Source organism: Pelotomaculum propionicicum (assembly GCF_048984525.1).
Taxonomy (GTDB): domain Bacteria; phylum Bacillota; class Desulfotomaculia; order Desulfotomaculales; family Pelotomaculaceae; genus Syntrophopropionicum; species Syntrophopropionicum propionicicum_A.
In genome coordinates, this window is the sequence record NZ_JBMGJC010000004.1 from 258972 (window position 1) to 269579 (window position 10608).

Here is a 10608-nt window from a genome sequence, read left to right on the forward strand (position 1 = left end):
GTGTAATAGAAAGTCATTCCAATGTATGTTATTGAAGTTCGAGAATTAATCTATAATTATATTTTAAAATAGTATGTTTATGTATATATGTTAATTTCATACATACTGTAGCCTGGAGGAATATAAAGGTGATAAGTATCATAGTCCCCACATTCAATGAAAAAGGCAATGTTTTTAAAATAGCCGAACGCATTAGCAAAGTCTTATCTGAAGGCATTGCCTATGAAATTATATTTGTGGATGACAGCACCGACGAGACACCGGAAATACTTGATCAGTTAGCCCGCCTTAATCACCATGTGAGGTATATCCACCGTGCTGGCGAGAGAGGTCTAGGAACAGCTGTGGTACGGGGATTTGAACTGGCGCAGGGAGAAGTAATCGCAGTCATGGACGCTGACCTGCAGCACCCGCCGGAAATGATTATGCCCATGCTAAAAACAATTGAGTCTGGGGTGGATATCGTTATACCGAGCAGGTTTGTGCCCGGTGGTGATGATGGCGGCCTTAATATTATCCGGAAATTTATTTCTGCCACGGCGCGTTATACCGGAAAATTCATGTTAAAAGCACTGCGCGGCATAAGTGATCCTACAAGCGGTTTTTTCATGTTTCGCCAGTCAGTTATCAGGGGAATATTACTGAAACCTATCGGGTGGAAAATTCTTATCGAAGTACTTGTAAAGGGAAATTATGAAAATGTAGTGGAGATACCTTATCATTTTAAGGCCAGGGCTGCAGGTGAATCAAAAATGTCCTTAAAGGAACAACGGAATTATTTATACCACCTGGTCATACTGACAAAAGACAGCCCGGTTGACCGGAGATTTTACCTTTTTGCCTTAGTTGGCTTATCGGGTATGTTTCTTAATATGTCTGTATATACGTTTTTATATCATATGAAAGTAAATGTTGCCCTGGCCGGTACCATTTCAGCCTTTGTCGCCATGATTTCCAATTTTATATTAAATGACCGCTATACCTGGTCTGAGATTAGAGAAAGCGCTAAAATTAAAAGGTTCTGTAAATTTTTAATGACTTCATCGGTCGGCGCAATAATAGATGTTAACATATTAAGTGTGCTGTACTATGTTTTTCATATTAACTATTTTCTGGCCAATATACTGGGTATTCTATCCGGTACCCTATGGAACTTTACCATAAATAATATCTGGACCTGGCAGAAAACTGATAAAAACAAAAAAATTATTAATAAGTTATATTATTAGTAGTTACCCGGTGGTGAGTGGATGTTAAAGAAATTTATAGTAGTTGCTATTATTTTAATTACTTTGTATTATGTCTCAACATTCATGTCTAATTATACATACAACACAGATTTCCCCGCTTTTTATCGCGCAGCAAAAGTTATTTGTGATAGCGATGTGCCAAATACCAGTGTTTATGAAGTAGATTTCAAAACTAACAAATATAATATTCCTGAAGCCTTTGTGCATTACCGGTTTTCTGTGTTAATTGCTTACCTTATGTCTCCTCTGGGCTTGCTGCCATATAATGCGGCAAAAGCTTTAATGATAGCAATAAATTTTTTAGCGTATGGTTTTTCCATGGTAATTATTCTTTACCTTAAAAAAGCAACAGGGCGCTGGTTTATATATCCATTAGCCCTGTCTTTTATATGGATGCCTTTTATACACGATATAAGGTTTGTTCAGGTAAACTCGCTCCTGCTTTTTTTGGTCACATTATCAGTACTTTTCGCTGCAAAAAACCGACCCTTTATCGGGGGCGGTATACTGGGCCTGGCGGCTCTCTTTAAAGTTTTTCCCATAGCAATAGCTATGGTGCTTGGTATTAAAAACTGGCGGATTTTCGTGTCGTGTGCTGTTACATTTGGTCTTGCCCTTCTGTTTCCCGGCACAAAGGAGTGGTTTAGTTCGTTTGCTTACACGCCTTTTCTTGATAAGTTATATTCTGTGATTTATCTGGCGCTGAAAGAAAACAGTATTGTTTTATATGGTGTTTACGTTTCTATAATTGGAGGGTTAACCGCACTGACAGCTTACCGTTGCCGAGATCACGATTACCTGTCATTAACCGCTCTTGCTATTCCAGCTACTTTTTTGACAATGCCGGTTATCGAGTATTTTCACCTTGTATTACTTATATTGACCTATACTGTTTCTTTATTTTTTAAAACCAGTATCTATTATAAAACAATGGCTGCAGTTTCATTTATTTTTATTTACCTGTCAGGTTTTCTCTTCCCTTTCAGTGACTTAACGAATTATATTATTCCTTTTGGGCTGATACTGCTTTGGGTCCCGTTAGTTTGGCATGGTTTAAATGATTTTAATGCTACAGAAGAAATTAAATCATTTGATTATCAATAGTGTCCTAAGAATATAAGTCAAGACGTAGCAATATCTGTATCAATACGCCTATTTGTTAATCCCGCATAGAACCCCAGCAGCATCCAGAATAGAGGATACACTGACAATACATCAACCAAAAAAAAGCCCTGTATAAGATAAATTACTACCATGAGGAAGAAGGCAAATTCAATAGGGATACCGCGGTTTGTATCTGATGCGCAGCTTTTAAGAAACCACAGGTATGAAAGCAAAGACAGCAATCCCATAGTAACCCAGATCTCAAGGTATATATTGTGAGCCTTGCCCGGCCAGCCTTTTCCTTGAACTTCTTCAAATTTTTCCTGGGAAATATATAGGAAAGTGTCCGGGCCGGTACCGATAACAATTGATCCCGGCAGAGCTTTTAAAGCCTCCTGCCATACAAGCAGCCTAAAACTACCCGTTTTAGGATCTCCTGCCACAGCCATATCAAGTTCACTTTGAGCCGTCGCGATTTGCTTTAATAACATCCAATTATTGGCAGGCATTAATGCAGCCGTAACCAAAAACATAATGACTGCAGCTGATAACAGGTATTTCTTAACCGGATAATAGCGAACCAGGATAATAAAACCAAAGGCCATTCCAATGAAGGCTCCCCGACAAAGGCTTGTAAGTAGTGAGCCGTAAATGAGAATTAGAATCAATGTGGATCTGATGCCGGGTTTTTGCAGGAAACGGAGAGCGGCAAATGGGAAAACCATCAATATAAAAGTCCCAAAATGGTTGGAATGACTGAAGGTTGAGTAGCTTTTATTGACAACAAAAACTCCTGTCCCATCAGGTATCAGGTTGATACCAAAATATTGCAGCAGTCCTATAGAAGCGATTATTGAGGCTGATAAAAGCCAGAGATCGATAATCTTATTTACTTTTTCAGGCTCCCTGAAAGCTACGCTGAAGGCTAACAAAAAAAGGACAGCGAAACATAGATATGATAAAAAACCCGTAAATCTGTATGATATCCCCACCCATGCCTCATAGGGATAGTGCGAAAAAACCGTGGATATGAAGACAAAGGAGATAAACAGTGCCAGAGGAATGATGCATTTGTTTTTTCTTAGCAATTTGTTTCTTATCATGATATATGCCGCAATGAGGCCAGCCATAAGTAAAATTACCCATCGGATAAAAAAGGTCTCAGGAAAAGTATGTACATATATAAGTGGATATAGAGTAAAAAGAATTACCAGTATGGGAATGGACAGGTTCAAATTCTTCATTCCACCCTTAAATTAAGTATGTTATGTAAGTAAATTAATCATATAAGAAAATGTGTAACAATTATATTATAAATATCATAAGGAATGTTTTCAACAATAATATAGAATACCAGGCACTTGTAACTGTATATTTTAGTAAAACAATGCTTTAGATTAGTTAATAATTTTACGATTAAATATTATAAGATATTATTTATTAATAATATATAAAGCCCGTAAAAAAAGTGGTGAGACTGCATTTTGTTATTAGAAAGCTCGATCGCTGCATTGGAAGAAGAACCCAAAACCGGTGATAAACTGATAGGTGATAAAAACAATCCAACCATTCAAAAAGTGGAACACAGTATTACTTCAGCCCTTTCCTGTCCTTTGAAGCTGCAGCTAAGCCGTGCCATTGAAGTTATATCTTTATTGGCAATCGACCTGGGTGCTCTTGCCGCAGCCTTTACCCTCGGCTACATAATAAGAACAAACCTGCTGCCTGTACTTTACAGCGGATTTCCTCCTGGAGCGCCCCAGAACCTGTTAACTCGTTTATGGTGGCTGCCCCTGGTAATAATTGGATACCTGGCTTATGAAGGCCTATATTCCAAAAGACACTCTTTCTGGAGGGAATGCGGTTATCTTATAAAGGTCGTGACTCTGTCGTACATAATAGCCATGGCTGTAATCACCCTGGCCAAAACCGGCAGCGAAGTATCGCGTACATTCCTTGTGCTTTCCTGGACGTTCACTATGTTTTTATTGCCCGCTTTCCGCTATGCCGGAAAAAACGCCCTGGCAAAAGCAGGTATCTACAAGCGGCGCGTGCTGGTACTCGGTGCCGGAAAAACTGGAGAGCTGATGGCAAAGGCGCTGAACAGCGAGCCCTACATGGGTTACCAGATTATTGGCTTTTTAGATGATGACCCGCGAAAAAAACAAAAAATATTTGCTGTGAACGGTGATAAAGTGCCTGTATTGGGCGGGTTTCAGGATGCAGAGCATATTATGTCTGCCATGGATGTCCGTAACCTTATTGTTGCTGCACCTGGTTTACCCGCGGCAGATCTGGTCAGACTGGTAAACCGCTTACAAAAGGCCAGTGAATCTGTGCTGTTAGTACCGGATCTGTTTGGTATACCGGTTATGTGTGCCGAAGCCGACTTTTTTTTCAACGAACGATTTTTAACGCTGAACCTGAGAAATAACCTTGCCAGCCGTTCCAATATATTTATGAAAAGAGCCTTTGACATTGTCACCGGTACTGCTGTCTTACTTCTCCTCATGCCTGTGATGCTGTTAATAGCTCTGGCAGTTAGACTGGAATCGAAGGGACCGGTTATATTTGCCCACCGACGCGTCGGACGAAATGGCAGGGAATTTGAATGTTACAAGTTCCGGACAATGGTTGCGAACGCCCAGGAAATACTGAACAAGCTATTGGAAGAAAATAAGGATTTGTATTCTGAATGGGCAAGGGGTTGCAAGATTAAAGATGATCCGCGCATAACCAGGGTGGGTAAATTCCTGAGAAAGACCAGCCTTGATGAACTGCCGCAAATATTTAATGTTTTTAAGGGGGAAATGAGCCTGGTAGGTCCCCGCCCAATAATTAATGATGAGATAGAAAAATACGGGGAATATATCGATTACTTTTACCAGGTACGGCCGGGAATTACAGGCCTCTGGCAGATCAGCGGCAGAAATCAAATAGAATACGATGAACGTGTGCAGATCGATGCCTGGTATGTACGGAACTGGTCCTTATGGTTAGATATTACCCTTCTGATACGCACTGTAAATGCTGTTCTAACCAGGCGGGGGGCATACTGAGCACGGATGTTCTGGTGAAGCGTATATCGAGCAATATGAGAAATATGATTATGTTGATATTGAAAAACTGGAGTTTTTGCAGAATTAAACATATCAATATCTGGAGGAAATATTTTGTTTTCGAAAATAATATTAACAAATAGAAAATTATGTTATAAGATTCAAAAATATTTACCGCAGGCCAAAATTAATTTTTCTGAGAAGTATGTACAGCTTGTTACTAGATATATGAACTCAAAATCAAACCAAATTATTGTAGATGTAGGCAGTGGAAAATCATGTTCTTATGCTAAAAACAAAAATATGGAATTAAATACAAAAATTATTGCAGTAGATATTTCTATGGATGAATTAATTTTCAATAATGATGTAGATGAAAAGATAGTATCGGATGCCCTGGATAATCTACCATTTAAAAATGAGGAAATTGATATTGTTACATCTAAATCGTTTCTTGAGCACCTAGAAAATATCGAAGATTTTATACTTCAATCCAGGCGTGTTATAAAAAGAGGAGGTTTGTTTATACACCTTTTTCCATGCAGGTATGCTCCTTTTGCTATAATTAATCAAATGCTACCAAATAAAATAGCAAAAAAACTGCTGTATTGTATTATACCTGAATCAAAAGGGATAAGTGGTTTCCCGGCTTACTACGATAGATGTTATAATTCTTCGATAACAAGATTACTGGAGAAATATGACTTTGAAATTATTGAATCTTATTTTAGTTATTATCAATCACCCTATTTTAATTTTTTATTGCCGCTATTTTTATTGAGTGTTATATATGAATATTTATTATTAAAAACAAATGCAAAAAACCTAAGTGCTTACATGATAATTGTTGCAAGGAAAAAAGTGAATATATCAGATTAATTCAGTGTTCCTTTAGAAGATAAAATGTTAGAAATTGCTTTTTATTAAGAGGATTGTAACAATGAAAACGTTACTGGTTACAGGCGGGGCAGGTTTCATCGGCAGCAGCTTTGTGAGGATGGCCCTAGCTGGAAACAAATACAAAGTTATTAATTTAGACAAACTAACTTATGCCGGTAATCTGGAATCGCTCTCCAGAATTAAGGATAACCCCAGCCATATTTTTATCAGGGGCGATATCGGTGACCGGGTTTTAACTAAAAAATTATTGAATGATCACCGGCCTTGCGCGGTAGTTAACCTGGCTGCGGAATCTCATGTTGACCGGTCAATTGACGGACCGGATGAATTTATTAATACTAATATCATGGGAGTGTTTGAACTTCTGGAGTCCGTAAGGGCTTATTGGCAAGAGTTATACACAATAGAAAGGCAGAACTTTCGTTTTCTGCATGTATCCACGGATGAAGTATACGGTTCGCTTGGCTCGGAAGGACTTTTTACGGAAAACAGCCCTTACGCCCCGAACTCGCCATATTCGGCTTCCAAGGCTGCCTCAGATCACCTGGTGCGGGCTTACCACCATACTTACGGCCTGCCCGCGATAATAACCAACTGCTCCAATAACTACGGACCCTACCAGTTTCCTGAGAAACTGGTCCCATTGATGATATCGAAAGCGGTTAAAGGTATGCCCCTGCCGGTTTACGGTGATGGTAGGAACGTGCGCGACTGGCTGTATGTTGAGGATCACTGCTGCGCGCTCCAACTCGTACTGGAAAAAGGCCGCCCGGGTGAGGTCTATAATATCGGGGGGACTTGCGAGAAAAACAACCTGGAAGTGGTAATGGCTGTCTGTGCGTTGCTTGACGATATATTTCCAGGTTCGTCTTATACACCGCACCGGTCTCTAATCAAGTTTGTAAAAGACAGGCCCGGCCACGACCTGCGGTATGCTATCGATGCCGGCAAAATTAGGAATGAATTGGGCTGGGTACCCAGAGAATCCTTTGAATCCGGCCTTCGCAAGACTGTCAGGTGGTACCTGGAAAATATACAGTGGTGTGAGCATGTGCTTAACGGGAGTTATGCCGGTGAACGCCTTGGGCTTGGCATAGCATGAGTTTGGGGGTAGGGGATACAATTGATTAAAAAGGGAATAATTTTGGCGGGCGGTTCTGGCACACGGCTCTACCCGCTTACACAAGTGGTCAGCAAACAGTTGATGCCGGTTTATGACAAGCCCATGATTTATTACCCGCTGTGTACCCTTATGCTTGCTGGAATAACAGAAATATTGATCGTTACCACTCCAGCGGACCAGCATCTGTTCCAGGAACTCCTACGTGACGGGAGCCAGTGGGGCATCAGTATGAATTACGCGGTGCAGCCCAGCCCTGACGGTCTAGCTCAGGCTTTTGTAATCGGTCGGGATTTCATAGGAAACGATGGCTGCGCGCTGATCCTGGGAGACAATATTTACTACGGCCACGATCTAACAGGCAAACTTCGCTGTGCGGCGGCCCAGGAGCAGGGAGCAACAGTTTTCGGCTACTGGGTGAGGGAGCCACAGCGTTACGGTGTTGTTGAGTTTGATGAACATGGAAAGGTGCTGGATATTAAGGAGAAACCATTAAACCCGAGATCCAATTACGCTGTAACGGGCCTGTACTTTTACGACAATCAGGTTGTTAATATGGCTGCCGGGCTTAAACCGTCACAACGAGGCGAACTGGAAATAACAGATATAAATAAAATATACCTGGAGCAGGGCCAGTTAAAGGTGGAAAAGCTGGGCCGGGGTTTTGCCTGGCTGGATACCGGCACCCATGAATCACTGCTTCAGGCGGCCAAATTTATTGAAACTATTGAGCAGCGTCAGGGGCTAAAGATATCCTGCCCCGAAGAAATCGCATACCGTTTAGGTCTTATTGACGCGGCCAGGCTAGAGGAACTGGCTGAACCGCTGAAAAATAACGGTTATGGACAGTATCTGCTGGGTCTCAGCGGGGAAGGTAAAGCAATATGAAAGTTATTGAAACAGGGCTGCCCGGTGTTGTGATAATTGAACCGGAGGTCTATTACGACCACCGAGGTTTGTTTTTAGAAACATGGAACCAGGATCGATATACCGCTACCGGGCTGCCTTCCTGTTTTGTGCAGGATAATTTATCAATATCAAAAAAAAGAGTCCTGCGCGGAATGCATTTTCAGCACCCGCACTCCCAGGGCAAGCTGGTCAGCGTACTGCAGGGAGAAGTATTTGATGTCGCAGTTGATATAAGGCTGGGATCACCGACTTTCAGCCGTTGGGTAGGGGTCACGCTTTCACATGAAAACATGAGGCAATTATATATTCCGGAAGGATATGCGCACGGTTTTTTGGCTCTTTCCGAATATGCCGTTTTCCATTATAAATGCACAGATTACTACAATCCAAAAGCTGAAAAGGGTATCATCTGGAGCGACCCTGACATCAATATTGATTGGCCGGAGGGAGTGCCTGTATTATCCGAAAAGGACTTGGCTAATCCCAGGTTAAAAGACATGAAGCATCATGTACTCCCGGTTTACGATGGTGAATAAAATGCACCCTAAGAGACCTCTGAAAATTTTGCTTACAGGCAAAAACGGACAGGTGGGGTGGGAGCTGAATCGCACCCTAGCGCCCATGGGTAAATTAGTTGCTTTGGGCCGGGAAGAGCTAGATCTGGAAAAACCGGAGCAAATATCTAAGATGGTCAGGCGAATAAGGCCCGATGTTATTGTAAACGCCGCCGCTTATACCGCAGTAGATAAAGCAGAGGAAGATTCGGAACTGGCCATGGCCGTAAATGCTGTTGCGCCCGGTATCTTAGCAGAAGAGGCGAAGCGATTGAATGCCCTTCTGGTCCATTATTCCACCGATTACATCTTTGACGGAACAAAAACAACTCCATATGTCGAGGATGACGCGCCAAACCCAATTAACGTTTACGGCCGGACAAAGCTGGCGGGTGAGCAGGCAATCCGGGCTGTGGGAGCGCCGTATATGATCCTGCGCACAAGCTGGGTGTATGGGACGAATGGGAGAAACTTCCTGCTGACGATACTGCGGCTTGCCGAAGAGAAGGAAGAACTAAAAATTGTTGACGACCAGGTAGGCACACCCACCTGGAGCCGCTTTTTAGCCGGGACAACTGCCCAAATGCTGCAGAAAGTTTACAATACAGCACTTCTTACAGAATGCAGGGATATTTATAATGTGACGCCATCAGGACAGACGAGCTGGTATGGCTTTGCGAAGGCTATAATCGAAAATTATAAGATTTTTAACGGTGACAAATCTGGCTTACTTCTAAAGAGGTTAATACCTGTAGCGACAAGTGAATATCCCACACCTGCATGCCGTCCGGCTTATTCGGTGCTGTCGAATAAAAAGCTGAAAAGAAAAGTTGGTAAAGAATTGCCAAAGTGGGGTTTATTTCTTGAACAATTTTTAAAAGGCATCTGATAACTAAACAATGCTATTAAGTTTTATGTCAGACTATTGATTAGGGATTGAGGTTTTAGCTTGAATGCCGATAAAAATAAAAGTCTCACTAATAGAGTTATAAATGGCGGAAAGTGGATAATTATTCTTCAGGTTGTTTCTAGGATATTTCAATTTTTACGTATAATATTTTTAGTCCGAATGCTATCACCTAATGATTTTGGTCTTTTCGGAATAGCGCTGCTTACCCTATCAACAATTGAAAGTATTACTCAAACAGGATTAGAACAATCATTAATTCAAAAACAAAAAAATATTAATATTTATCTTGATGTAGCATGGACAGCCCAAATATTACGTGGAATAGCTATAGCATTAATACTTTATTTTAGTTCGCCATTTATCAGCATTTTTTTTCAAGAACCTCAAGTAAAAAATTTATTACAAGTATTAGCTTTTGCAGTTTTAATTAATGAATTTAGGAATATAGGGGTAATTTATTTTATAAAAGATATAGAATTTAAAAAGCAAATTTTTTATGAATTACCTGGATTATTGGTTGATATAGTTGTCAGTATAATTTTATCTATTATATTAAAAAGTGCATTAGCACTTGTTTATGGTTTGCTTGCAGGAAATATTATAAGATTAATTATGTCATATGTCATTCACAATTATAGACCATCTCTAAAATTTGACTTGAAAAAGACAAAAGATTTATTCTCATATGGTAGATGGATTCTATTTTCCAGTGTTTTGATTTTTCTACTTACACAAGGTGACGATATTTTTGTTGGGAAAATATTAGGCGCAACTGCATTAGGATTTTATCAAATTGCTTTTA

Annotated in this window: 10 protein-coding genes; 9 read left to right on the forward strand and 1 reads right to left on the reverse strand. The window is 40.5% G+C overall.

Features of this window, described 5'->3' with window-relative positions; translation table 11 throughout:
* The first annotated feature begins 128 nt into the window (after positions 1-128).
* Both ACOBQJ_RS06495 and ACOBQJ_RS06500 read left to right on the forward strand, forming a co-directional pair.
* On the forward strand, positions 129-1229 hold the full coding sequence (locus tag ACOBQJ_RS06495) for a glycosyltransferase (protein WP_421070915.1): 1101 nt from the start codon (positions 129-131) through the stop codon (positions 1227-1229).
* A 21-nt stretch (positions 1230-1250) separates the two neighbouring features.
* Complete coding sequence (locus tag ACOBQJ_RS06500; protein WP_421070916.1) at positions 1251-2354, forward strand: glycosyltransferase family 87 protein; 1104 nt, start codon at positions 1251-1253, stop codon at positions 2352-2354.
* Between the two features lie 17 nt (positions 2355-2371).
* On the opposite strand, the gene ACOBQJ_RS06505 is transcribed toward ACOBQJ_RS06500, so the two are convergent.
* Positions 2372-3589 (reverse strand): O-antigen ligase family protein, encoded by a 1218-nt coding sequence (locus ACOBQJ_RS06505; protein ID WP_421070917.1) that lies wholly within the window; start codon positions 3587-3589, stop codon positions 2372-2374.
* Positions 3590-3838: 249 nt separating this feature from the next.
* Here ACOBQJ_RS06505 and wbaP point away from each other — a divergent pair, with 249 nt between their 5' ends.
* The 7 genes from wbaP to ACOBQJ_RS06540 form a co-directional block, all read left to right on the forward strand.
* Positions 3839-5413, forward strand: coding sequence for an undecaprenyl-phosphate galactose phosphotransferase WbaP (wbaP, locus tag ACOBQJ_RS06510; RefSeq protein WP_421070918.1), 1575 nt, complete (start codon positions 3839-3841; stop codon positions 5411-5413).
* Positions 5414-5527: 114 nt separating this feature from the next.
* On the forward strand, positions 5528-6292 hold the full coding sequence (locus ACOBQJ_RS06515) for a class I SAM-dependent methyltransferase (RefSeq protein ID WP_421070919.1): 765 nt from the start codon (positions 5528-5530) through the stop codon (positions 6290-6292).
* A gap of 61 nt (positions 6293-6353) precedes the next feature.
* The gene (gene rfbB / locus ACOBQJ_RS06520) at positions 6354-7415 is read left to right on the forward strand and encodes a dTDP-glucose 4,6-dehydratase (RefSeq protein WP_421070920.1); all 1062 of its coding nucleotides are present in this window, start codon (positions 6354-6356) and stop codon (positions 7413-7415) included.
* A 21-nt stretch (positions 7416-7436) separates the two neighbouring features.
* Positions 7437-8321, forward strand: a complete 885-nt coding sequence (rfbA, locus tag ACOBQJ_RS06525) for a glucose-1-phosphate thymidylyltransferase RfbA (protein WP_421070921.1) — start codon at positions 7437-7439, stop codon at positions 8319-8321.
* A complete protein-coding gene (gene rfbC / locus ACOBQJ_RS06530; RefSeq protein ID WP_421070922.1) occupies positions 8318-8878 on the forward strand; it encodes a dTDP-4-dehydrorhamnose 3,5-epimerase in 561 nt (186 codons plus the stop codon). Before rfbA ends, rfbC begins: the two co-directional genes overlap by 4 nt.
* A gap of 1 nt (position 8879) precedes the next feature.
* Complete coding sequence (gene rfbD / locus ACOBQJ_RS06535; RefSeq protein WP_421070923.1) at positions 8880-9785, forward strand: dTDP-4-dehydrorhamnose reductase; 906 nt, start codon at positions 8880-8882, stop codon at positions 9783-9785.
* A 60-nt stretch (positions 9786-9845) separates the two neighbouring features.
* The coding region (locus tag ACOBQJ_RS06540) for an oligosaccharide flippase family protein (protein ID WP_421070924.1) at positions 9846-10608 on the forward strand (763 nt) is incomplete at its 3' end.